This window comes from Chryseobacterium sp. KCF3-3 (genome assembly GCF_045865955.1).
Classification (GTDB): Bacteria; Bacteroidota; Bacteroidia; order Flavobacteriales; family Weeksellaceae; genus Chryseobacterium.
In genome coordinates this window covers 3,343,953-3,367,691 of the sequence record NZ_AP035792.1, presented here as the reverse complement: position 1 = coordinate 3,367,691, position 23,739 = coordinate 3,343,953, and the positions used below count along the sequence as shown (strand labels likewise).

Here is a 23,739-nt window from a genome sequence, read left to right as displayed (position 1 = left end):
GTAAGAGGGTTTGAGTGTGGGAGAGTTTGAGAGTTTTAGAGTTTTGGGTTGCGGGATTCGAGTTTTGGGGTTTGAGAGTTTGTGAGTGAGAGGGTTGGAGGGTTAGAGAGTGGGAACGCTTTGGGCTCGGGATGACGAGATTCGAGATAGTAGAGTTTGAAAGTGTAGGAGTTAAACTCATAACTTATAATTCATCATTCATAATTAATTATCCAGCCTATAATTTCTAAAATCATCCATCAAATCATTTCCGTTATCATTTCTCCAATCCTCGGAGCTAAAGCAACGCCCATTCCTGAAAGTCTTACCGCACAAAACTGTCTCTCCGAAACTTGTTTTACAATAGGTGACTTTTCTTCTCCCATAGCCATTATTCCTGACCAACGGAGGGCAATTTTAATATTTTGATGAGGCAGAATGACTTCTTTCAAAAAGTTTTCCAAGTGATTCTGCAGAAATTCTGTTGTTTCAAAAGCCGTTGTTTCTTCTGTTTTAAAATCCTGATTTCTTCCGCCACCCAGCAATACTCGGTTTCCTAAATTTCTGAAATAATAATAGCCTTCGTCATAATGAAATGTCCCTTTAAGTTTCAATCCATCTATAGGTTCTGTCAGAAGAACCTGCCCACGGGCCGGAATAATATTCTCTTTTTCCAGAAACTTTGAAGTGAATGCATTGGTACAATAGATAAGTTGATCTGCTTTTACAGAAAGGCCAGCAGAAAGATGAACCTCAACTTTGTCTGTTTCTTCAATATTTTGAACTTCCGTTGCAAATAAAAACTCGATTTTCAGTTCGTGGCATTTCTCCAGCAGTTTCTGTACTAACTTTCCGGAGTGAAGACTTCCTTCGCAGGGATTTTCAATCAGGAATTCAGATTTTCCAAGTCCGAATTCCTTTATTTTATCCTGTCTCAAAGTGTAGGTTTGATCCAATCCTGTTATTGCTTTCAGTTTTTCATTGACTGCATCAATATGGGATAGAGGTTCTTCATGATTTACAATTTCATAACCTCCGCTAAGTTCGAAATCAATTTCACTATTTTTAAAATAATGCTGGATTTTCTGAAGCCCGTCAAATCTCATTTTAACCAGTTCCAGTGTTTTTTCCCAGCCCATTTTCTGCGAATCTGCGATAACTTCGGTAAGACTTCCAAAACAGGCAAAGCCGGCATTTCTTGTGGAAGCACCCAAAGGAATTGCATTCCGCTCAATAATGAGGACAAATTTGTCAGGATATTTCTCTTTAATGGATATAGCAGTCCACAGCCCGGAAAATCCGGCACCAATAATGATGATGTCTCTTTTTCTGTAGAATGTATCCAGTTCCCAAATACTGTTCATAAATAATGAGTAATAGGTAATAAGTAATTTTTCTAAAACCTTAAACCTTAAACTTTAAACCTTAAACCTTGAACTTTAAACAGTCTACCCTCTATCTCCTTCCTCATTTTCATTATGCTGGAACCCGATTGCTCTTTGCGGTTCTTCAACAACTCTGTAGGTTTCCAGTTCATTTTTCAATGCCTCAATTCTGAATCGAAAGTCATCAAAATTATTGATAATGGCATCCGCAAGAAATCTCGCTACCTGATCAAGATATTCTTCAGTAAGCTTTGATCCTGCATCTCTCAGTGCACTTTCTAAAATTTTCTGATCAATTTTCAGTTTTTCGTTTCTGGTTCTCTGGTAAAGGTTTTTAATTCTTTTCTTTAAACTTTGCGTAAAGTCTATCAACATCGTATTGCTGAAGGCTTTCATCTTTGAAGAGATTTCATGCCAGAAAGGAATTTTATCAGCTTTGTTATTTTTAAGTATTTTGTAGAGTAAAGAATCTTCTTCCAATCCTCTGGTCATGGCATAAAGAATAATTTCTGAGCGTTCAGAAGCATTGGGTGGAAATATTGGAATCATCACATCAAATCTTCCCGGAGCAAGAATTTCTTCGTCAATTTCTGAAACGGAATTAGCCGAACCTACCATCAGAACACCTTCTTTTTCAAATTTTCCGATGTAGTGAAGAATCAATTCCTGAGCTTCAAGATTACAGGAAGCGACATCTGTTTCTGCCCTTCTCTGCATCATAATTTCATCGAAATCATCCATGAAAAGCAGCATTTTGTTTTCCTTCATCATACTCAGCAGGAAATCACTGAAATTGATTTCATTTCCGTCAATCAGTGAAGTTCCCAGATAATGTTTTTTAACTTCTTTAAACTGATATCCGATGATTTCAGCAATCTTATTGGCCCAGAATATCTTTCCGCTTCCCGGAGGTCCATACAGAATAATTCCCGCAGGTTTATTGATGCCCCAGTCTTTGATCTGTTGTGGATTCAGGAAGGGTTCCAAAACAGCAGAAGTATAAAAAAACAAATCTCTGTATCCTATAAAATCTCTTTGTTTAAGGCTGGTTTTATGTCCGAAATAATCATAGACAAACTGATAATTCCCGCCCAGTTTATTATCAATTCCATAACTTGAAATAGAGGATTTGAAAAAACCATTATCGAAAATATTAAGATTATTGTCTTTAATCACCTTTTCCACCTTATCTTTCGGCTGCTTAATAACTTCGGCAATCTGCTCCAGTGTTTTATTTTTATCAAGATCTTTTTCATATAGCCTTAAAAAATCTACATTTTCTCGGGCAAACTTTTCAAAATCTTCTTTTACATCAAAATTTGTACTGACACAGTCTACCAGTTCAAGATCAAAATCCTGAATAAACTGTTTTATGGCTTCTGCAGAAACATTTAATTCTTCTGCCAGTTCAATTAGCTTCATAACTGTTGATTAATTCTATCAAATTTAATGTATTTGTACATAAATTAATATTGATTTATGATAATTCTGTAACATTCTCTTATTTATATAGACTACTACTATGTAAAACAAATTACATGGAAAAGATTTTATCAGTAAAAAATTTGACGAAGAAATTCAAAAGAGTTGTGGTCAACAATATTTCTTTTGATGTCGAAAGAGGAAATGTTTATGGCCTATTAGGTCCGAACGGAAGTGGGAAATCCACTACTTTCGGGATGCTGCTTTCAACCATCAATCCTACCAGCGGAGACTGGTTTTGGTTTGGAAAAAAAGGAACGGATCCGGATACCTTGAAAAAGATCGGAGCTATTATTGAGCAGCCTAACTTTTATCCTTATTTAAGTGCAGAAACCAACCTTAAGATTGTTGCTGAAATTAAGCAAACACCCTATTCAAGGATTGACGAAGTTCTGAAGACCGTTAATCTGTATGAAAGGAGAAAAGATACTTTCAAAACTTTTTCTTTGGGAATGAAACAGCGTCTTGCCATTGCATCGGCAATGCTGAACAATCCTGAAGTGATGATTTTAGATGAACCTACCAACGGATTAGATCCTGAAGGTATTATTCAGATCAGAGAAATCATCAGCAATATTGCCAAACAGGGAATTACCATTATCATTGCAAGCCACCTTCTGGATGAAATTGAGAAAATCTGTAGCCATGTGATTGTATTAAAAGAAGGAAATTCCATTTACTGCGGAAGAGTAGATGAAATGACTTCCAACAATGGCTATTTTGAACTGAAAGCAGATAATAACACACTGCTTTTAAATGCTCTTAACGAGCTTCAGTGGTTCACTTCCATCAATCAGGAAGGTGATCTTATCAAAGCCCAGATCCGTGATGATGCTTCTGTTTCAGCTTCGGCAATGAATCAGAAACTGGCAGAGAAAGGAATCTATCTTTCCCATTTAACCAAGAAAAAGCTATCTCTTGAATCTCAATTCCTTGAACTTGTAAAAAACACTAATTAATCATGATAAAATTATTAAAACTGGAATACTACAAAAACCTGAACTACCAACCGTTTAAGGTTTTCACGATACTCTATTTCGCCATTCTTATTGCGTTGCTTTTCATTGGATTGGTCGACTTTGATATTTTTGGAGGAACCATTAACTTAAAGGAACAAGGGATTTATAATTTCCCTGAAATCTGGAATTTCACCACATGGATTGTTGCTTTACTAAAAATTTTCCTGGGATTAATCATTGTCTTCTCCATTTCACAGGAATTCAGCAACCGAATGTTCAAACAGAATACGATTGATGGATTGAGCAGAAAGGAATTCATCACTTCAAAATTACTGACAATAAGTATTTTTACCATTGTTTCAACAGCCATTGTATTGGGAATTACCTTGTTTCTGGGATATCAATATTCGAAGACAACGGAATCTACAAAGGTTTTTGCTGAGATTTTCTTTATTGGAAATTATCTGGTAAAATTATTTACGTTCTTCTGTTTCCTGATGTTCCTTTCCGTTTTGTTGAGAAAATCTGTCTTTGTATTTCTTGCTCTCTTTATTTTCTGGATTGGTGAGGGAATTTTAAAGGCTCTTGAAGTCTATTTAAAAGTAAAAGGAATGCAGGCACCTCAAAGAAATGAGGTTCTTCAGAATGATTTTTTCATCTCGCATCTTTTACCACTGGAAAGTATGTCTAACCTTATTCCTAACCCAATGATCAGATTGGATATGGCCAAAATGATGGGATTAAAATATGAATTCCACTACCCTACAGAAAGCCTTATTGCTTGCCTGGTGTGGTGTGGTGTTTTTATATTCGGATCGTACTGGATTCTGAGAAAAAGAGATTGGTAGTATAATATCTCGAATTTAAAGATTTAAAAATTACAATATTTAAAAGATTATTTTTTTAAGTGGTTCGTTTTCGGATCACTTTTTTTTTGGCTTAAAATTTTCATTCGGTACTGTCAAAAACCAGCCATGAAAAAAATATACTACTTTCCGGGATTGATCAGCGCCTTGCTGATTCCTGTTTTGTTTTGGTATTACGGAAACCAAAAGTTTGAAGATATTAATGTTTCTGTGATAGATATTGGACTTCCTGCCAAAGAAAGAGAAGGGTTTAAAAATACTTTTGCCAGTTTTGAACCTGTAAGAAACTGGAATTACCAACAAATAAAAATAGTCCCTGGTACTGCTAAAGAAAATTCAAAATTATATGTTTCCGAACTGAAACAACTTCAGAAAAGAAATGAGAAAGAGTCTGGTATTGAGTTTATTTTAGATCAAAATAATAGCTATGGTGATTTTGTCTCCGTTTTGAATGATCTGGAAATAGCTCAACAAGATCAGTATGCTGTTGACCTTGAGAAAACCGGACATATTTTTGCGGTTTATAACTATATTGATCCTAAGGTACAATATCCTGAATATGAATGTTTCCTTTGTAATGATACTATAGATTGGGGGCCAGCAGAAACTGTGAATGCTTTTGAATCTACCCGCTATGGGAAAATCTTTAATCTGTTTAGAACTGCATCCAAAGAAACCTCTTACATTATTTTCGGTTTTCTCCTATTTCTGAACATTTCTATGCTCAGCATCAAAGAAAGATTTCAACTACATCATTAATTTAAAATAAAAAGAGACTGTCCAAAAAAGTTTTGGCAGCCTCTTGTTGTTATAAAGAATAGAATTTAGGAGAGTTTGAGGGTCATATAAATATCTTGAATCAACCTTAGATCTGACACTTTATATAAAAAAACATTCTTGTTCGATAAAATTTAAATAGAATTAACAGGTCGCTCCTCCGGAGCTTTATTTTATGGGGATTTCATTTTTCTACCAACAGTAGATCCCGATGGGATCAAATTTAGCTCCAATGGGAGCTTACTGTTAATAGAACGTATTTGTTTTAAAATTAGAGCTCCGGAGGAGCGATCTGTTAATTCATAGCGTAAATATTAATATTTTCAATGTATTTATACTTTTTATCGGACAGTAATGGGTCGCATAAAAAAGACTGTCCTTTTTGAACAGCCTCTTTCTTTCACATTACTTTTTATCTAACAACGGAAGATATTTTCCGTATCCTTTACTTTCCATTTCCGCTTTTGGAATAAATTTCAGCGAAGCACTGTTGATACAGTAACGAAGTCCTCCTTTATCCTGTGGTCCGTCTGTGAAAACGTGACCTAAATGGGCATCACCGGTTTTACTTCTTACTTCTACTCTATCCATACCGTGGGAACGATCCAGTTTTTCATCAATCAAACCTTTGGTAATCGGTTTTGAGAAACTTGGCCAGCCACATCCGGATTCAAATTTATCTGTAGAGACAAACAAAGGTTCTCCTGTGGTAATATCTACATAAATTCCTTCACGGGTTTCATTCCAGTATTCATTCTGGAAAGGTCTTTCTGTCCCGTTTTCCTGGGTAACATTATATTGTTCTGCAGACAGTTTTTCTTTCAGAACCTTTTTATCCTGTTTCTGATAAGCTAGTTTTGGAAGTGGATTGGCTTTTTTCGCCATTTCAAAAAGTCCCGGTTCAATATGGCAGTAACCGCCCGGATTTTTATCCAGATAATCCTGATGATAATCTTCTGCTTTGTAGAAATTTTTCAATGGAATGGTTTCTACAAGTAGTGGCTTGCTATAGTTTTTTGCCAGTTTCTGAACTTCATCTTTTACTACAGCTTCATCTGTTTTATTGGTGAAATAGATTCCTGTTCTGTACTGGTTTCCTCTGTCGTTTCCCTGCTGATCTTTGCTTGTAGGATCAATAGTTTTAAAATATAAATCAATCAACAGTTTCAGATCTACCTGTTCAGAATCATATTTTACTTTTACGGTTTCTGCAAAACCTGTTGTATGACTTACCACCTCTTCATACGTAGGATTTTGGGTATTTCCGTTGGCATACCCCACTTCTGTTCCTACAACACCACGAATTTGTTGAAAAAAATGTTCTGTTCCCCAGAAACATCCACCTGCAAAATAAATCTCTCTAACGTTTTTGTTATCCATAATTTTCTCATTTTCTTTTTTTATTTCCACTACATTAGGCTTGTTTTTCTTGAAAAGCCCGGATCCCGCAGCAAATACTGCTATACCCAGAATGATTCCGAGTACAATTAATATATTTTTCATTTTTACCTTTTTATTCATTACTTATTATTTTGAACGATCATGAATCCAAATCCTAAAAGCATAAGGTCTTTTAGAATAAAGAAATCCGTCACAGGCACTCCGTCCACTATTTTCCATATTCCCGGTGTTGTAAACAAATAGCTTAATGTCACCAGAAAAGTTACGATCATTCCTATCCCTGCATACTTTTTCAATACAGCAAATTTCGCACTAAATATCAGGAGTAAGGCAATGATAATTTCTATCACTCCGATAAGATTTGACACTGCCTGGACGCTTATAATTTTATATACGAAAAAAGTTAAGAAATGGTTTTCTACCAAGGGTTTTATTGCAGCAGCTTCCGTGGGAGTGAATTTGAAGATACCAATCCACAGTAAAATAAGTGCTGCTCCGAAAAGCGAGATATAATATCCGATTCGGGTTAATTGATTTTTAGATTCCTGTGCTGTTCCGACCATATTTTTAAGATTTTAAATGAATACTTTATTGTTTTCAAAAGTATAGTCGGAGCTATTTTAAAATCCTGACAGAAATTTTCCTAGAAATTTAATTTATCAATCATTTTATTTTTAAAATCCTGAATTTCAGAATCATTAATTTCAGCTTTTTCTTCAGAGAATTTCTTTTTAAAAACCTTATCCAGAAGCGCCAGCTTTTCATTGTACATTCTGCACCATTTGCAGATCATCAAATGCATACTGAGCATCCTGTTTTCTTTGGAAGAAATAGATTGGGCATTCCTCTTTTCCATCAGTAAAGTGGCTTCACTGCATGGTAAAAATAATATATGTAGTATTCTTCTTATCATTTCTCTTATGATTTTGAAAACCAGTTAAACTCCAGGCATTCTCTCAACTGCATTCGGCTTCTTTGCAAAATCTTCCAAAGATTAGTCGTAGAAACTTCTAATTCCTGACTTACTTCCGGTGCTTTTTTTTCTTCGATATAATACATTTTAAGCAGAATCTTCCATCTGGAGGGCAATTCTTCAATACATTCTTCCAATGTTTTATTAAATTCTGTACTGTCTAAAAGCTCATCACCATCGCCAGAAACATTCCAGTCATTCAAAACATCATTATTTTTCCATGATCCGGTTTCATCAAAAAAATGATCAAGTCTGATATTCGGTTCAGATTTATATTTTTTCCGGTAAAAATCTGCGACTTTTCTGTTCAGAATAGCCATCAGCCAGGTCAATGCCTGACTTTTTCCTTCAAAAGAATCATAAGCTGAGTAAGCTGCAAGAAAAACTTCCTGAACCACATCCTGTGCATCTTCTTTATTTGAAAGAACGTACAGCGCACGCTTCAAAAGTGGTCCTGAATATTGTTCTATCCAGTTTTTCAATTCTTCATCTTTAGCCATTGGAAGTGTTTTTTGTCTTTTTTCAGATCGCAACGAAGGTAGGAAGTTAAATGTAAAATTACAAAATTAGATAGATTATTATTGATTACAGTCATTACAAAACTTCCATTACAGACCTTCTAGGTTTTGAAAACCTAGAAGATTTACCACACATCCATTAGCCAAACTCGTTATCATTCAAAACATAGCATAAAATTATTACAAATCGCTTAAAAATCTTAAATTTGCATCTTATCAAAAATTTGATATTTAAAAAAGCAAAAGCAATACTATGACATCACAAGAGATACGTCAAAAATTTTTAGATTATTTTAAAAGTAAGGAGCACTTGATCGTTCCTTCAGCTCCTATTGTGCTGAAAGACGACCCTACCCTTATGTTTTCCAACTCCGGAATGACGCAGTTCAAGGATTTCTTCCTTGGCTACAAAACCCCTACCGCCCCTAGAATTGCCGATACCCAAAAGTGTCTTAGAGTTTCAGGGAAGCACAATGACCTGGATGATGTAGGTAGAGATACTTACCACCACACCATGTTTGAAATGTTAGGGAACTGGTCTTTCGGGGATTACTTCAAAAAAGAGGCTATTGCTTTTGCCTGGGAATTACTGACTGAAGTATACGGAATTCCAAAAGAAAATTTATATGTAACGATTTTTGAAGGGGATGCTTCAGAAAATCTGGACAGAGACCAGGATGCTTATGACTTCTGGAAATCTCACATTTCAGAGGACAGAATCATCAACGGAAATAAAAAAGATAACTTCTGGGAAATGGGTGAAAGCGGACCATGCGGACCGTGTTCAGAAATCCATATTGACTTGAGAACACCAGAAGAGAAGGCTAAAGTTTCAGGACTTGAATTGGTGAATAACGATCACCCTCAGGTTGTTGAAGTATGGAACCTGGTTTTCATGGAATTCAACAGAAAGGCTGATAAATCTTTAGAGAAACTTCCTGCTCAGCACGTAGATACAGGAATGGGCTTTGAACGTCTTTGTATGGCGCTTCAAGGGAAGTCTTCCAACTATGATACTGATGTTTTCACTCCGCTTATTTCTAAAGTTGAAGAACTTTCAGGTAAAAAATACACCGGAATTTTAGAAGACGAAAAAGATATTGCGATCCGTGTTGTGGTAGACCACATCAGAGCGGTTTCCTTTGCTATTGCAGACGGACAATTGCCATCCAACGGAGGAGCTGGTTATGTGATCAGAAGAATTTTAAGAAGAGGAATTTCTTATTCTTACCGATTCCTGGATATGAAAGAACCTTTCCTTTACAAGTTGGTTGCTGTGCTACAGGAACAAATGGGAGCTTTCTTCCCGGAACTTGAAAAACAAGGAAAACTGGTTGCTGAAGTGATTAAAAGTGAAGAAGATTCATTCTTAAAAACAATTGAAAACGGTCTGATCAGAGTAGAAAAACTAATCCAGCAGACTATTGCAGATAATCAGAAAGTATTACCTAGCGAAGAAGTTTTTGAATTGTATGACACTTATGGTTTCCCTGATGATTTAACAAGAATCATTGCTGAAGAAAAAGGATTAACGATTGATGAAGCAGGTTTCAAAGCTGAAATGGAGAAACAGAAGCTTCGTTCAAAAGCTGATTCTGCTCAGAAAGTATATGACTGGGTAAATCTTGAATCAAAACCTGAAACATTTGTAGGATATGACCAGATGGAGTCTGAAACCTATATTACAAGATACAGAAAGGTAGAAAACAAAGACGGAGAATTTTACCAGGTGGTATTAAGCAGTTCTCCTTTCTATCCTGAAGGAGGTGGACAGGTTGGTGACAAAGGGGTTCTTGAAAATGCTGTTGAAAGCTTCGAAGTACTGGAAACTAAGAAAGAAAACGGATTAATTATTTCATTAATCAACGGTCTTCCGAAAGATGCAGGTGCTGTTTTCTATGCTAAAGTAAACGCTTCTGAGAGAAAAAATTCTCAGGCTAACCACTCTGTAACTCACCTTCTGCACGAAGCTTTAAGAGATGTTCTGGGAACTCACGTAGAACAGAAAGGTTCTTATGTAGGTCCTGATTACTTGCGTTTTGACTTCTCTCATTTCAACAAAATGACTGAGGAAGAATTAGCACTTATTGAAGAAAAAGTAAACAAAAAGATCAAAGAAAGTATTGCTTTACAGGAGTTCAGAAATATTCCGATTCAGGAAGCTCTGGAAAAAGGGGCAATGGCTTTATTTGGTGAAAAATATGGTGACAGTGTGAGAATGATCCAGTTCGGAAGTTCAAAAGAACTTTGTGGAGGTACTCACGTAAAAAACACCAGCGAAATTGGTCATTTCAAGATCACTTCTGAGGGGTCTGCAGCTGCAGGAATCAGAAGAATTGAGGCTATTTCAGGAGACAAGTCTGAAGAATATTTCAACAATCTTGAAAAACAGATCATTGAACTTTCTCAATTATTAAAGTCTAAAGATGTTGTAAGATCTATCGAAAAACTGATCGAAGAAAACATTTCATTGAAGGCTGAAGTAGATGCTCTTAAGAAGGAAAAGGCAAAAGGAGAAATCGGAGAATGGAAGAATGCTTATGAGCAAAAAGGCAACAAGCAGCTTTTAGTAAAGAAAACTTCTCTGGATGCAGGTTCTGTAAAAGACATCGTATTCCAGTTGAAGAGAGAAATTCCGACTTCAGTAACAATTATTCTTTCTGACGCAGACGGAAAACCAATGATTACCGTTGGAGTTTCTGATGATCTTGCTGCTGATTACCAGGCTGGAGCTATCGTAAAGGATCTTGCTAAAGAAATCCAAGGTGGTGGTGGTGGAAACCCTGGCTTTGCAACGGCTGGTGGTAAAAACCTTGAAGGTATAGAAAACGCTTACCAAAAAGCTTTGAACATCTAAAATAGAAACCTCTATTATAAATTTTAGCCCCGGCTGTCTCAAAATTGAGACAGCCGGGGTTGTTTTTACTATATATTATTTTAACGCAAAGTATTTTCTACAATACCTTATAATTTTCAGGAGGCAAAGAATGGAATCAACTTCATTGATTCTGACTAAGCATGTGTACTATTCTTACTTCTCGCAGATCAAACGGATTACGCAGATTTTTCCGCAAACATCTGCATAATCTGTGAAATCAGCGGGAGATTAAAATAAATTTAGGCGGTTATACAAGCTGGATATATGTTTTATTTAACGCTAAGGATCGCAAAAAACATTATTTTATCTTAAATATTTTCGTGCGCAAAGGCGTTACACTCAGCTATGAAATGATTGCGTTTTTTGCTAAATGGAATGCCTTTGCGAATGAAAAAAGCAGGAAATAAAACTTTTGCGTACTCTGCGTTATAACATACCATTCTTTATTACTCAGATATTCATCAAAGTCTCTTTATTTATATCCGTTCTAATTATTGATCTTATCTTAACAAACCATTACCTAATCTTAAACTATTTGTTTTGTCTTCTTAAAACATAATTAACACTAGACCTTTAGTTTTGTCATAATCGAAATTCAAAAAAAGTAATTATGAAAATTAATCAAACTATTGGAGCTCTATTCCTTGCAGCTATTGTTTTTCAAAGCTGTAACGATGACAACAGTAACTCTGATACTCCTGTGAATGACAAAATCAAACTTGAAAATTTTTCTAAAGAACCGGCTTTCGTTTATGGAATGGAAGGTTTTGAAAATTTAAATATTACCACTCTAATCTCTAGTTCTGATGTTCTTTCAGGTTCTCCAGATTTCGTTTTCGGAGGTCAGCCAGACGGAATGGGTCTTATGAAAGATCCTAACTCTGATGGCTATCTGATGATCACCAACCATGAGATCAAACAATCGGTATCAAGAGTGTATTTAGACAAAACATTTAAGCCTGTAAAAGGAGAATATATCTTAAACGGAACAGGAGGAATGACAAGATTATGTTCTGCTACGTTAGCAACTCCTGAAATTCATGGTTTCAGTGCATTCCTTACCGCAGGAGAATCAGGTGAAGAAAGTATGGTTCACGCTTTGAATCCTTTGGCACCTGCTTCTCAGGCAGCAGACAAAACAAGAGTAAAGCCAGCTTTAGGAAAGGCTTCTATGGAAAATGCAGTTCCGCTTCCTAAAGATGTTTCTAACGGAAAAACTTATATTATCATTGGTGAAGACCAGTCTTATTCTTCTTCTCACCAGTCTGCAGGACAATTGATCATGTATGTATCCGATACGCAGGGAGATCTTGATAACGGTAAGTTGTATTCTTTGAAAAGAACCAACAGCAACTATACTGAAACCGATATGACAAAAGGAAGCAACTATGATGTAGAATTCGTGGAAATTCCGAACGCTAAAAACCTTACCGGAGCTCAGATCAACCAGAAAAACATTGACAATAATGCGATCCGTTTTTCAAGAGTGGAAGATGTAGATTACAGAAAAGGAGCAGGAAAAGGAAGAGAAATCTACTTTACCGCTACAGGTGAATCTTCTGATGGTTTGAATCCAAAAGCAGGATTAACAATGTGGGGAAGAGTATACAAGCTTGTTCTGAACGCTAACAATATGATGACAGGTAAACTGGAAGTTGTGGCTGAAGGAGATTCTAATCCAGGAAATAACCTTATCAATCCTGACAACTTATGTGTGACTGAAAACTTTGTGTACATCCAGGAAGACGGAGATTCTTATTACAAAAATGCCAACCACGATTCTTATATCTGGCAGCTGAATATTGCTACAAAACAATACAAACCATGGCTGAACATGAGGCACAACAGAGGTGACTCTGCATGGCAGACTGCTTACAACCAATCCGGAGATCTTCAGAAATTCGGTTCGTGGGAATTCGGAGCGATGGTTGATATTTCAGACATCATCGGAATTCCGAATACCTTCTCTGTGAATATCCACTCACATACATGGCAACTGGATAAATTCAAAAACCCTGACGGTTCAGGAATCAACACCAACAAAGAAGGTGGACAGATTGTAATCATCAGAAACGTAGAAAAATAGTTTTAATTCCTTCATATCCAATTAAAGTATCAATAGAGAATCTCTGTTGATACTTTTTCATACCTATGAATAAGCTTTCAAAATACCCAATGCTCCTTTTTCTGTACTGTGCAGCAGCGCTTTTTACTCTTTATTACTGTAAAAATGATAAGCAGCAGCCGGTATACGAAGATCTTGGTTCTGTAAAAAACAGGATTATCAAAACCAATGCTGATTTCGAAAAGCAAATTAGCGAACTGAAAACCCTGGTTTCTAAAAACGCTGATGAAAAACTTCTTCAGGAAAAATTTCAGGATATCCGAAAAACCTATAAAACAATGGAATGGGCGGTAGAATACTTTCTTCCCCACTCTGCAAGGTTTATCAACGGGCCTGCGCTTCCTGAAATAGAAATGGACGAGCATACAGAAATAGAGCCCGAAGGACTACAGGTGTTGGAAGAAATGTTCTATCCTTATGATAAAGGAAATAAAGAGGAAGTGATCAGAATGCTCAATAAGCTCATCAATAAAAGCAATACTATAGAAACCAACTTTCAGGTCATTACGATCAGTAAAGATCAGGTTTTTGATGCCTTAAGACAGGAAGCTTTCAGAATTTCCAGCTTAGGAATTTCTGGTTTTGACACACCCATTTCAGGAGTATTTTTAGAGGAAATGCCTTCTTCTCTGCAAGGAATTAAGGAAACTTTGGAACAAATCTCTACTGATCGTTCGAAAAATAAAGCCTTAAAAAGTATCGTGGCAGAGATCAGTTCAACCATTGAAGTTCTGAAGAAAAGCACAGACAAAAATACATTTGATTATGTTAATTTCATTCCGGATCATCTGAACAAGATCACCGCTTTGATGCTTGATTTTAAAGCTCAGGAGAACATTCCGGATGTTGATGTAACCACCGCTTTAAATAAAAATGCAGCTACTTTTTTCACTAAAAATGCATTTAATCCTAATGCTTTCACTCCGGGAAAAGAATATGCCTACTCCGAAGAAAAGGCAGCTCTTGGACATCAGCTTTTTAATGACAAAATATTATCCAACAGCAATAACCGAAGCTGTGCAACATGCCATATTCCAGAAAAAGCATTTACAGACGGACTTGCCAAAGCCATGTCCCTTGAAAATTCGGAATTGGCAAGAAACACTCCTTCACTCAACTATGCAGGATATCAGCATGGCCAGTTTTGGGATATGAGAAAGGATGACCTGGAAGGACAGAGTTCGGATGTAATTTCCAATAAAGAAGAAATGCACGGTGATCTGAATGTCATTCTTGCCAAAATTAATCAGGATAAAAATTATCAGGCAGCATTCAAAAAGATTTATCATTCTCAAAAAACAGAGGTTTGGCAGTTGCAGAATGTACTGGCAAGCTATATTCGTTCGCTGGCGAAATTCAATTCAGCTTTTGATGAATATATGAGAGGAAATAAATCAGCGATGACAGAAAATCAAAAGCAAGGATTTAATCTTTTTGTTGGAAAAGCCCAGTGTACTATCTGTCATTTTCTTCCTTTATTCAATGGTACCGTGCCTCCGAATTTCAAAAAAACTGAGCAGGAAATATTGGGAGTAGCTTTGAATGCAGAGAATAAAACATTTGATAATGATCCAGGAAGAGGAAAATTTCATGAAACCGTTCCTTCATTACAACATTCCTTCAAAACACCAACTCTTCGAAACATTCAAAAAACTGCTCCTTATATGCACAACGGAGGGTACAAAACATTGAAAGAAGTAATGAATTTTTACAACAAAGGTGGCGGAAAAGCTTTTGGATTTAAAGTAGAAAACCAGACCCTTTCTGATGCTCCGTTACAGCTTACCGATAAAGAAATAGATGATATCATTGAATTCATGAAAGCGCTCAATGATCAGTAAAAGACGATTCTAAAACACAAAAAGAAAAACAATTAAAACTCCTGAATATGAACCCTTCAGGAGTTTTTTTATTGGTAAATGTCAGTAAAATACAGAAAGACTATCTGAACAATTTTATCCTTCGGGTTGCTTTGGAAAAAATCCATAAAAACATTAGATTAAATCAATGTTATACTCTGTTAAAAACTTTTCTACAACAATAAATATCATTATTTTTGACCTAGTTTTTTTACATGAAAAGGGGTTTACTGTTAATATTTTTTCTGATCTGCTTTTTGGGGTATTCACAAACAAAAATTAAGGTTGTGGATGACGCCAGTCAAAAGCCTGTCTTTAAAGCAAAAGTATCCTGTGACAATACAGTTATCGGATACACCAATGAACAAGGTATTCTGGAGTTTAAAACAGGATGTAAAAACATTGATATAGATGCTGATTCTTATCAGAAAGAAACCCTTACCGTGGAAAGCAGCATGGAAGTTTCCCTGCTTAAAAAAACATTAAAGACTACCAATATTGAAGCTGTTGTTATTGAAGATAAAAGTGATCCAAGAGCTCTGGAAATTCTAAGAAAAGTCAATAAACTATTTAACGAAAACTCACCCAAAAGCTTAGGATCATATTCTTACAAATCCTACGAAAAAATTTCTCTGGATATTGATGAAGACAGTCTTTCTCAGTTTAATCAGTATTTTAATGATCTTAATATTTTCAAGAAAAAAAGAGAAAAAGACTCTCTGAATAACATCACTGCAAGAAAGATATTTTCAAAAAGTAAACTCTTCCTTTGGGAAAGAGCTCAGGAGTTTTTATATTCCAAAAAGTACGGGGAAAAGATCAATATTCTGGACAACAGAATTTCCGGACTGAAGCAACCTATCTATGAAATGATCGCTCTTCAGCAAAGTAACAGGGATGTTGTTCCGGAACAGATAAAACCAGAAAACAGAGGACTGTACAGATTTTTCCTTTCAGACACAGTTACTCTTGACGGGAGAAAAAACTTTGTGATCCGTTTTCGTGAGGTGAATTACAAAAAACCGGACAGAAAACGAAAGTACAACGGTGCTATTTATGTAGATACCGAAACCTACGGGCTTAAAAAAATTGAAAATTTCAGTAAAAACAAAAACGACGGAATTATCACCAGTACCTGGGTGTTTTATAATAACAAATGGTTCCTTGCCCACGAAAAAGCCAAGCTTAAAATGGGTAAAATGGCTATGGATGACAAAGTGCATGCTGATGATAAGAAAGACAAAAAAAGCTTTGGTACCTACGCTTTTCTTACCTCAAAATATTTTGATTTCGAGGCTCCTATTGAAGAGAATCCAAAAGACTTCAAAGGCTACACTTTCTCTGTAAAAAATATTGACGGACATTCTCTGGACCAGTATAGAACCGATCCACTTACCGAGAGGGAAAAAAACACCTACACAACGATCGACAGTTTAGGAAAAAAATATAAAATAGACGGCAAAGCCCAGATTTTATCGGGATTACTGAACGGACAGATCAGAGTAGGTTCCGTAGATTTTGCCGTGGATGAAATTGTAAACTATAACTCCTACGAAGGTTTCAGATTAGGTTTAAAAGCCAAGCTGAATGAAAATTTCAACCCTTATTTTTCACCAGACTACTATTTTGCATATGGAATGAAAGACAGAAAATGGAAGTATGGAATGGGGCTTGACATGAAAACCACTCTGGAGAAAAACTCATTTTTCAGATTTGAGGTGTATGATGATGTAACCGCCTCAGGAGAATTCAACCGAAAGCTGTGGAATTTCAAGATGAGAATGATGAACTTCGGGAATAATCTGAACAATGACCGATATTTTCACTTTAAAGGAATGTCATTATCTTATCTGAACGATGTCACCAACGGACTTACCGTGGCCCTTGCTGTAAGAAGAAATACGGAAGAGGCTGAATTCGATTATCAGTTCAGAGACAGAGGAACTTCGTACCGAAATTTCAATACCCTTTTCACCTTAAAATATTCCCCGAATTCTACCAATATCATGACTCCGCAGGGAAAATCTCTGATTGATCAGAAATATCCTGAGCTGTATTTTAACTATGAGCAGAGTTACAAAATACTGCAGGGAGATTTTAATTATTCCCGTTTTGACGCCTTATTTGTTCATAATTTTAAAACTCCGATCGGGACTACAGGTTTCAGATTGTACGGAGGTCTTGTTCTGGGTGGAGCGCCTATCTGGAAAAACTTTACGATGAACGGACTGGCTTCTCCGGGTAAAGATTTTAATTTTAACCTTACTTCTTACCTTGGGTTTGCAACTCTGGAGGGAGGAAAATATTATAACGACAGATTCGTCGCGTACTACTTTACGCACAAACTTCCATGGTATTTCAAAAGTTTCGGACACAATGTTTCCAGTTTTGATTTTGTATTAAGAGGAACTATCGGAGATATGAAACATCCGGAATACCACCAGTTTAAATTCAGAAAATTAGACCATCTCTATCAGGAAGTCGGGTTGGAATGGAATAATTTCCTTTCCAGTTATTTTAACCTTGGACTATTCTACAGAGTGGGTTATTATGCTACTCCGCATTTCAAAGAGAACTTTGCTATTCAGTTTAAGTTGAAGTTTCTTGAGTTTTAATACTCTTTACCATACAAAATCTTTATTTTTGAATCAGAATTCAGAAATATTCAACGACAATATATAAAAAAGAACATGCAGAAAATCGAAATCAAAGCAGAACAGTTTTTTGAATTATTAAAATTAAAAGACACTCCGATGTGGGAGATTTTCTCACAGATGATTGATGGAAATGAAAAGGAAATTATCTTTTTGGACAATGAAGACAAAATCCTTTTTAATTATATTTTACCTTCTACACAGGAAAAACTGGAAGAAGACAGAAAGGAATTTTCAAAACAGTTTTCAGAGAAATTAGCTAACTTCAATTAAGAGTTCTTATGAATAAAAAGTACGTTCTCTCTCTCCTTGGGCTTTTTTTATTTGCCTTTGGAAATGCTCAGAATTATAAAAAACCTTTGGTTTCCGCCATCAAAGAATCTGATCTTCGTACCGATATGTATCAGCTTGCTGCAGATCAGTTCTGGGGCCGTGAAGCCGGAACTCTGGATGAATTGAAAGTTTCTATGTGGCTAGCCGACAAAGCCAAAGAAGCAGGAATGAAACCCGCTGGAGATAACGGAACTTTTTTCCAGTTCTTCGATATGTACAGGCATCAGGTAATTCCACAAAGTAATCTGAAAATTGGAAATACCAGTTTGAAATTATGGAAAGATTTCCTTGTCGCTGAACCTGTAAACGCTTCATTAGATGCTGAAATTGTATATGCCGGAAACGCAGAGCCTGAAGATCTTGCGAAACTGGATATCAAAGGAAAAGTTCTTGCAGTAAACGCTTCTGACAAAAACATTTCAAAAGATATGACCCTTTTTGTAAGAAGATATCCCGGATTTGTAAGAAATAAATATTATGATAAAGCTTTTCAGCTGGGAGCAAAAGCAATTATTTTCATCACCGATGATACTTCCGAACAAAGCTGGGTAGAAGTACTGCCTCAAATGACAAGAGGAAGCTACGGCGTAGAAGGATTAAGAGAGAAAATCACGAATAACATCCCTGTTTTGTGGATCAAAAGAGAAAATGCAGGCTGGGTAAAAAACAATCCTAAAGCTTCTCTCAATCTGATCACTGAAACTTACAAATATCCATCAGTTAATATTATCGGAAAAATAGATGGTACAGATCCCGTTCTTAAAAATGAATATGTTTTGCTAAGCGGACACCAGGATCATGACGGAATCAGACATCCTGTAAAGAACGACACCATTTATAACGGTGCTGATGATAATGCAAGTACTTGTGTTGCCATGTTAGCAATGGCCAGAGCTTATAAAAAACAGCCGGGAAAAAGAAGTATTCTGTTTGTTTTCCATGGCGCTGAAGAAAGAGGATTGCTGGGTTCAAGATGGCATGCAGCACATCCTGTAGTTCCAAAAGAGAACATTGTAGCCGTTCTGAATGGTGATATGATCGGAAGAAATGACAATAATGAAGCTGCTCTATTAGGAGGAAATGCTCCTCACAAAAATTCTGAAGAGCTGGTAAAAATGGCTGAAGACGCCAATAACGAAAGTACAAAATTCAAATACCTGAAAGATTGGGATTCTCCAAGCCATGCTGAATATTTCTATTTCAGAAGTGATCACCTTCCGTATGCTAAAATTGGGATTCCTGCCATATTCTTCACCAGTGTATTGCACGATCAGTACCATACTCCACAGGATGAATCTGAAAATATCAATTATAAAAAGCTTTATAAAATGACTGAATGGATGTATAGAACATCCTGGAAAGTAGCTAATGAAGCTGAACGTCCGAAAGTGATTTCGAATTTTTCGCTTGAAAGATAGTCTATAAAATATTTAAACCATTAAGGATAATTTAGATGGTAAGGAAAGTTAAGATTCAAATTAATTTGAATGAAGCAGCTTGCTTTATAAATATCGGAAGATATTTCCCTTAACTATTCTTTAAATCTTTACTATCCTTAATGGTTTAAAAAAATATTTTTAATTCATCATATTTCTTTTGTCTTGAAACAAAAGAAACAAAAATTCAAGACTTAGAAACTTCCACTAAAAATGAAATCTGTTCTCTAAAAACTCTAAACTCGTGCGGAAACACTCTATGTTTAGAATCATAGGTTGTCCCGCACTCAGACAGTAGAGTTTTTTTAACGTTCACAGAATTCATTTTCTTAACGCTTCAGGTTCTTATGTCGTTTGATATTGTCAAAAAACAAAAAGGCTTCACAGATTGTGAAGCTTTTTTCATCATTGTGTTTTTAGAATCTGAAATACGAAATAATTTAATGTTGAATATGATTTGGAACCATTAAGAGGTGTTTAGGTTGTAAGAAAAGTTAAGATTCAAATTAATTTGAATGAAGCACCTTGCTTAATAAATATCTCAAGATATTCTCCTTCACTATTCTTAAAAACTTTATCATCCTTAATGGTTTAAAATTTATTTTTAATTCATCATATTTCTTTTGTCTTGAAACAAAAGAATCAAAAATTCAAGACTTAGAAACTTCAGCTAAAAATGAAATCTGTTCTCTAAAAACTCTAAACTCATGCGGAAACAATCTGTGTTTAGAATCATATGTTGTCCCGCACTCAAACAATAGAGTTTTTTTAACGTTCACAGAATTCATTTTCTTAACGCTTCAGGTTCTTATGTCGTTTAATAGTCTTAAAAAACAAAAAAGCTTCACAGATTGTGAAGCTTTTTTCATCATTGTGTTTTTAGAATCTGAAATACGAAATAATTTAATATTGAATATGATTTGGAACCATTAAGAGGTGTTTAGGTTGTAAGAAAAGTTAAGATTCAAATTAATTTGAATGAAGCACCTTGCTTAATAAATATCTCAAGATATTCTCCTTCACTATTCTTAAAAACTTTATCATCCTTAATGGTTTAAAATTTATTTTTAATTCATCATATTTCTTTTGTCTTGAAACAAAAGAAACAAAAATTCAAGACTTAGAAACTTCAGCTAAAAATGAAATCTGTTCTCTAAAAACTCTAAACTCATGCGGAAACAATCTGTGTTTAGAATCATATGTTGTCCCGCACTCAAACAATAGAGTTTTTTTAACGTTCACAGAATTCATTTTCTTAACGCTTCAGGTTCTTATGTCGTTTAATAGTCTTAAAAAACAAAAAAGCTTCACAGATTGTGAAGCTTTTTTCATCATTGTGTTTTTAGAATCTGAAATACGAAATAATTTAATATTGAATATGATTTGGAACCATTAAGAGGTGTTTAGGTTGTAAGAAAAGTTAAGATTCAAATTAATTTGAATGAAGCACCTTGCTTAATAAATATCTCAAGATATTCTCCTTCACTATTCTTAAAAACTTTATCATCCTTAATGGTTTAAAATTTATTTTTAATTCATCATATTTCTTTTGTCTTGAAACAAAAGAATCAAAAATTCAAGACTTAGAAACTTCAGCTAAAAATGAAATCTGTTCTCTAAAAACTCTAAACTCCTGCGGAAACACTCTATGTTTAGAATCATATGTTGTCCCGCACTCAGACAGTAGAGTTTTTTTAACGTTCACAGAATTCATTTTCTTAACGCTTCAGTTTCTTATGTCGTTTGATATTATCGAAAACTAACTGGATATAATTTTGAACCATTAAGAAGAGTTTAGATGGTAAGGAAAATTAAGTTTCAAATTAATTTGAATGAAGCAGCTTGCTTTATAAATATCGAAAGATATTATCCTTAACTATTCTTTAAATCTTTACTATCCTTAATGGTTCAAAAAAATATTTGTAATTCATCATATTTCTTTTGTCTTGAAACAAAAGAAACAAAAATTCAAGACTTAGAAACTTCAGCTAAAAATGAAATCTGTTCTCTAAAAACTCTAAACTCGTGCGGAAACACTCTATGTTTAGAATCATATGTTGCCCCGCACTCAAACAATAGAGTTTTTTTAACGTTCACAGAATTCATTTTCTTAACGCTTCAGTTTCTTATGTCGTTTGATATTGTCAAAAAACAAAAAGGCTTCACAGATTGTGAAGCCTTTTTCATCATTGTGTTTTTAGAATCTGAAATACGAAATAATTTAATATTGAATATGATTTGGAACCGTTAAGAGGAGTTTAGGTTGTAAGAAAAGTTAAGATTCAAATTAATTTGAATGAAGCAGCTTACTTAATAAATATCTCAAGATATTTCCCTTAAATATTCTTAAAAACTTTATTATTCTTAATGGTTTAAAATTTATTTTTAATTCATCATATTTCTTTTGTCTTGAAACAAAAGAATCAAAAATTCAAGACTTAGAAACTTCAGCTAAAAATGAAATCTGTTCTCTAAAAACTCTAAACTCCTGCGGAAACACTCTATGTTTAGAATCATATGTTGCCCCGCACTCAAACAATAGAGTTTTTTTAACGTTCACAGAATTCATTTTCTTAACGCTTCAGGTTCTTATGTCGTTTGATATTGTCAAAAAACAAAAAGGCTTCACAGATTGTGAAGCCTTTTTCATCATTGTGTTTTTAGAATCTGAAATACGAAATAATTTAATATTGAATATGATTTGGAACCGTTAAGATAAATTCAGGATTTAAGGAAAGTTAAGATTCAACTCTGTTGAATGAAGTATTTCGCTTAATAAATATCGAAAGATATTTCCCTTAAATATTCTTAAAAACTTTATTATTCTTAATGGTTTAAAAATTTTAAATAAGCAAATTCATAAGAGAAGGATCATTGTTCAGATAGTTGACAAAGAAATCATACTGTTTCATCTTATCGATCAATGGGGTGAAATCTTTGTTTTGCTTCAGAGCAATTCCTACGACTGCAATTCCTTTTTCTTTTGAATTTTTCTGGGTGTACTCAAAGTAGGTAATATCATCATCAGGTCCTAATACATCCATTACAAAAGCCTTCAATGCTCCGGGACGTTGTGGAAATCTGACCAGGAAATAATGCTTTAATCCTGCATGAAGCAATGCCTTTTCCTTGATCTCTTCCATACGGGTAATATCATTATTACTTCCACTGATGATACATACTACGTTTTTACCTTTTATTTCTTCTCTGTACTTTTCCAATACTGCTACAGAAAGTGCTCCTGCTGGTTCTACCACGATAGCATCTTTGTTGTACAGTGACAATATGGTTTCACAGACAAGTCCTTCATCTACTGTAGCCATATCATACAGTACGTCTTTACAGCGTTCAAAAGTAAGATCTCCCACTTGCTGTACGGCTGCACCGTCTACAAAACGGCTTATCTTTTCGAGAAGAACGGGTTCCCCTTTTTCAAGGGCTTTTTTCATGCTTGCTGCTGCGGAGGGTTCTACACCAATAATTTTTGTTTGTGGAGACAGATGCTGAAATACAGTACAAACTCCTGCTGCCAGTCCACCACCACCTATCGGAACAAAAAGATAATCAACTAAACCTTCTGACTGTTCCAGAATCTCAAGTGCTGTTGTAGCCTGCCCTTCAATAATAGCAGGATCATCAAATGGATGAATAAATACACTGTTATGGTCTTTACAAAACCTCATCGCAGCATCTTTCGCAGCATCAAAAGTATCTCCGAAAAGAATAACGTCTATGTATTCTCCACCAAACATTTTCACCTGTTCAAGCTTTTGTCCGGGAGTTGGCAAAGGCATGAAAATCGTTCCTTTGACCTTCATGGTCTGACATGCAAAAGCAACGCCCTGGGCATGATTTCCGGCACTGGCACAAACAACACCTTTTGAAAGTTCTTCCTCAGACATGGTGGCCATCTTATTATAGGCTCCTCTTATTTTATAGGATCTGACCCTTTGAAGGTCTTCTCTTTTAAAATAAATATTCGACTCATAAATAGCTGACAGATTATTATTGACAGCCAAAGGTGTTTTTACCACTACATTTTTTAATCGTTCCTCCGCTTTATAGACATTCTTTAGAACGGAGGAACTTACATCCTCTTTCATCATCTGTTTAG

General features: G+C 35.3%; 16 protein-coding genes. 9 read left to right on the top strand and 7 right to left on the bottom strand.

Annotated features, from left to right (window positions below):
* Positions 1 to 239: 239 nt before the first annotated feature.
* Both ACKTTZ_RS15225 and ACKTTZ_RS15220 read right to left on the bottom strand, forming a co-directional pair.
* Positions 240 to 1,343 (bottom strand): NAD(P)/FAD-dependent oxidoreductase, encoded by a 1,104-nt coding sequence (locus tag ACKTTZ_RS15225; RefSeq protein ID WP_407845949.1) that lies wholly within the window; start codon positions 1,341 to 1,343, stop codon positions 240 to 242.
* A gap of 84 nt (positions 1,344 to 1,427) precedes the next feature.
* The gene (locus tag ACKTTZ_RS15220) at positions 1,428 to 2,786 is read right to left on the bottom strand and encodes an AAA family ATPase (RefSeq protein WP_034697505.1); all 1,359 of its coding nucleotides are present in this window, start codon (positions 2,784 to 2,786) and stop codon (positions 1,428 to 1,430) included.
* 116 nt (positions 2,787 to 2,902) lie between these two features.
* Between ACKTTZ_RS15220 and ACKTTZ_RS15215 the strand changes: the two genes are divergently transcribed.
* The 3 genes from ACKTTZ_RS15215 to ACKTTZ_RS15205 all read left to right on the top strand — a co-directional run bounded on the left by ACKTTZ_RS15215 (position 2,903) and on the right by ACKTTZ_RS15205 (position 5,430).
* On the top strand, positions 2,903 to 3,805 hold the full coding sequence (locus tag ACKTTZ_RS15215) for an ABC transporter ATP-binding protein (protein WP_407845948.1): 903 nt from the start codon (positions 2,903 to 2,905) through the stop codon (positions 3,803 to 3,805).
* 2 nt (positions 3,806 to 3,807) lie between these two features.
* On the top strand, positions 3,808 to 4,653 hold the full coding sequence (locus ACKTTZ_RS15210; protein ID WP_407845947.1) for an ABC transporter permease: 846 nt from the start codon (positions 3,808 to 3,810) through the stop codon (positions 4,651 to 4,653).
* A gap of 126 nt (positions 4,654 to 4,779) precedes the next feature.
* Entirely contained in the window at positions 4,780 to 5,430 is a 651-nt protein-coding gene (locus ACKTTZ_RS15205) for a hypothetical protein (protein WP_407845946.1), read from the top strand.
* 423 nt (positions 5,431 to 5,853) lie between these two features.
* Here ACKTTZ_RS15205 and msrB read toward each other — a convergent pair whose 3' ends face one another.
* From msrB to ACKTTZ_RS15185, 4 genes are all read right to left on the bottom strand, one after another.
* A complete protein-coding gene (gene msrB / locus ACKTTZ_RS15200) occupies positions 5,854 to 6,951 on the bottom strand; it encodes a peptide-methionine (R)-S-oxide reductase MsrB (protein WP_407845945.1) in 1,098 nt (365 codons plus the stop codon).
* 17 nt (positions 6,952 to 6,968) lie between these two features.
* Entirely contained in the window at positions 6,969 to 7,412 is a 444-nt protein-coding gene (locus ACKTTZ_RS15195) for a DUF417 family protein (protein WP_034697509.1), read from the bottom strand.
* 80 nt (positions 7,413 to 7,492) lie between these two features.
* Positions 7,493 to 7,762: a hypothetical protein gene (locus tag ACKTTZ_RS15190; RefSeq protein WP_253318162.1), complete on the bottom strand. Its 270-nt coding sequence runs from the start codon at positions 7,760 to 7,762 to the stop codon at positions 7,493 to 7,495.
* A gap of 5 nt (positions 7,763 to 7,767) precedes the next feature.
* Entirely contained in the window at positions 7,768 to 8,322 is a 555-nt protein-coding gene (locus tag ACKTTZ_RS15185; RefSeq protein ID WP_407845944.1) for a sigma-70 family RNA polymerase sigma factor, read from the bottom strand.
* 271 nt (positions 8,323 to 8,593) lie between these two features.
* Here ACKTTZ_RS15185 and alaS point away from each other — a divergent pair, with 271 nt between their 5' ends.
* From alaS to ACKTTZ_RS15155, 6 genes are all read left to right on the top strand, one after another.
* Positions 8,594 to 11,197 (top strand): alanine--tRNA ligase, encoded by a 2,604-nt coding sequence (alaS, locus tag ACKTTZ_RS15180; RefSeq protein WP_034697511.1) that lies wholly within the window; start codon positions 8,594 to 8,596, stop codon positions 11,195 to 11,197.
* Between the two features lie 631 nt (positions 11,198 to 11,828).
* Entirely contained in the window at positions 11,829 to 13,304 is a 1,476-nt protein-coding gene (locus tag ACKTTZ_RS15175) for an alkaline phosphatase PhoX (protein ID WP_407845943.1), read from the top strand.
* Between the two features lie 65 nt (positions 13,305 to 13,369).
* The gene (locus ACKTTZ_RS15170; protein ID WP_407845942.1) at positions 13,370 to 15,184 is read left to right on the top strand and encodes a cytochrome-c peroxidase; all 1,815 of its coding nucleotides are present in this window, start codon (positions 13,370 to 13,372) and stop codon (positions 15,182 to 15,184) included.
* Between the two features lie 305 nt (positions 15,185 to 15,489).
* Positions 15,490 to 17,817, top strand: a complete 2,328-nt coding sequence (locus ACKTTZ_RS15165) for a hypothetical protein (protein WP_253318165.1) — start codon at positions 15,490 to 15,492, stop codon at positions 17,815 to 17,817.
* Between the two features lie 75 nt (positions 17,818 to 17,892).
* Positions 17,893 to 18,129, top strand: coding sequence for a hypothetical protein (locus ACKTTZ_RS15160; RefSeq protein WP_034697514.1), 237 nt, complete (start codon positions 17,893 to 17,895; stop codon positions 18,127 to 18,129).
* Positions 18,130 to 18,137: 8 nt separating this feature from the next.
* Positions 18,138 to 19,607 carry a M20/M25/M40 family metallo-hydrolase gene (locus ACKTTZ_RS15155; RefSeq protein ID WP_407845941.1) on the top strand — a complete coding sequence of 490 codons (1,470 nt, stop codon included), beginning with the start codon at positions 18,138 to 18,140 and terminating at the stop codon, positions 19,605 to 19,607.
* Between the two features lie 2,861 nt (positions 19,608 to 22,468).
* Here the strand turns inward: ACKTTZ_RS15155 and ilvA are convergent.
* Entirely contained in the window at positions 22,469 to 23,731 is a 1,263-nt protein-coding gene (ilvA, locus tag ACKTTZ_RS15150; RefSeq protein WP_034692310.1) for a threonine ammonia-lyase, read from the bottom strand.
* Between the last annotated feature and the right edge of the window lie 8 nt (positions 23,732 to 23,739).

Coding starts and splice junctions, on each gene's coding strand:
- msrB (WP_407845945.1), bottom strand. CDS start 6,951: ATGAAAAATATATTAATTGTACTCGGAATCATTCTGGGTATAGCAGTA.
- ACKTTZ_RS15220 (WP_034697505.1), bottom strand. CDS start 2,786: ATGAAGCTAATTGAACTGGCAGAAGAATTAAATGTTTCTGCAGAAGCC.
- ilvA (WP_034692310.1), bottom strand. CDS start 23,731: ATGATGAAAGAGGATGTAAGTTCCTCCGTTCTAAAGAATGTCTATAAA.
- ACKTTZ_RS15185 (WP_407845944.1), bottom strand. CDS start 8,322: ATGGCTAAAGATGAAGAATTGAAAAACTGGATAGAACAATATTCAGGA.
- ACKTTZ_RS15175 (WP_407845943.1), top strand. CDS start 11,829: ATGAAAATTAATCAAACTATTGGAGCTCTATTCCTTGCAGCTATTGTT.
- ACKTTZ_RS15205 (WP_407845946.1), top strand. CDS start 4,780: ATGAAAAAAATATACTACTTTCCGGGATTGATCAGCGCCTTGCTGATT.
- ACKTTZ_RS15160 (WP_034697514.1), top strand. CDS start 17,893: ATGCAGAAAATCGAAATCAAAGCAGAACAGTTTTTTGAATTATTAAAA.
- ACKTTZ_RS15225 (WP_407845949.1), bottom strand. CDS start 1,343: ATGAACAGTATTTGGGAACTGGATACATTCTACAGAAAAAGAGACATC.
- ACKTTZ_RS15215 (WP_407845948.1), top strand. CDS start 2,903: ATGGAAAAGATTTTATCAGTAAAAAATTTGACGAAGAAATTCAAAAGA.
- alaS (WP_034697511.1), top strand. CDS start 8,594: ATGACATCACAAGAGATACGTCAAAAATTTTTAGATTATTTTAAAAGT.
- ACKTTZ_RS15170 (WP_407845942.1), top strand. CDS start 13,370: ATGAATAAGCTTTCAAAATACCCAATGCTCCTTTTTCTGTACTGTGCA.
- ACKTTZ_RS15210 (WP_407845947.1), top strand. CDS start 3,808: ATGATAAAATTATTAAAACTGGAATACTACAAAAACCTGAACTACCAA.
- ACKTTZ_RS15190 (WP_253318162.1), bottom strand. CDS start 7,762: ATGATAAGAAGAATACTACATATATTATTTTTACCATGCAGTGAAGCC.
- ACKTTZ_RS15155 (WP_407845941.1), top strand. CDS start 18,138: ATGAATAAAAAGTACGTTCTCTCTCTCCTTGGGCTTTTTTTATTTGCC.
- ACKTTZ_RS15195 (WP_034697509.1), bottom strand. CDS start 7,412: ATGGTCGGAACAGCACAGGAATCTAAAAATCAATTAACCCGAATCGGA.